This is a genomic window from Pseudomonas agronomica (genome assembly GCF_025917275.1).
Classification (GTDB): domain Bacteria; phylum Pseudomonadota; class Gammaproteobacteria; order Pseudomonadales; family Pseudomonadaceae; genus Aquipseudomonas; species Aquipseudomonas agronomica.
Genome location: NZ_JAOSHO010000976.1, coordinates 1 through 662, shown reverse-complemented (window position 1 = coordinate 662; position 662 = coordinate 1). Strand labels below are relative to the sequence as shown.

At 62.8% G+C, this 662-nt stretch carries 1 protein-coding gene; it reads left to right on the top strand.

Features of this window, described 5'->3' with window-relative positions; translation table 11 throughout:
* Positions 1-118 precede the first annotated feature (118 nt).
* Entirely contained in the window at positions 119-616 is a 498-nt protein-coding gene (locus OC610_RS28470; RefSeq protein ID WP_264433069.1) for a GNAT family N-acetyltransferase, read from the top strand.
* Positions 617-662 lie beyond the last annotated feature (46 nt).

Here is a 662-nt window from a genome sequence, read left to right as displayed (position 1 = left end):
GTGGGAGCGAGCCTGCTCGCGAAGGCGGCCGATGGAATACCGAAATCACAAGCTCGCCTGTGCAACGACCACCGGCTTATAGTTGCCGGCCATGTCGCGTCTCCAGGAAGGAGCCCCAATGTCCGAATCCTCGATCACCCTTGCGCGTTTTACTGAGGCCCATATCCCCGGCGTCACCGCGCTCTACAACGACCCTGCCGTTACCCGCCAGGTATTGCAGATGCCTTTTCAGTCCGCGGAGGTCTGGCGTCAACGTCTGTCAACAAATGACGAGCGCCAGCTGAAACTGGTGGCCCTGCATCAGGGCGACGTCATCGGCAACCTGGGCCTGGAACAGTTTTCTCGCGTTCGTCGGGCTCACTGCGCCAACCTCGGCATGGGCGTCGCGGTCGCCTGGCAGGGCAAGGGTGTGGGCTCGATGCTGTTGGCCGCGGCGCTGGACGTGGCGGACAACTGGATGAACCTGCGGCGGGTCGAGTTGACGGTGTATGCCGACAACGAAGCAGCCATCGGCTTGTACCGCAAATTCGGCTTCGAGACCGAAGGCCTGCTGCGCGACTACGCCGTGCGTGATGGGCGCTGGGTCGATACGCTGGCGATGGCGCGGCTGCGCTGAACAGGCAAAACTCCGCACATTGGCTATACCTGTAGTTCCGCCCCCG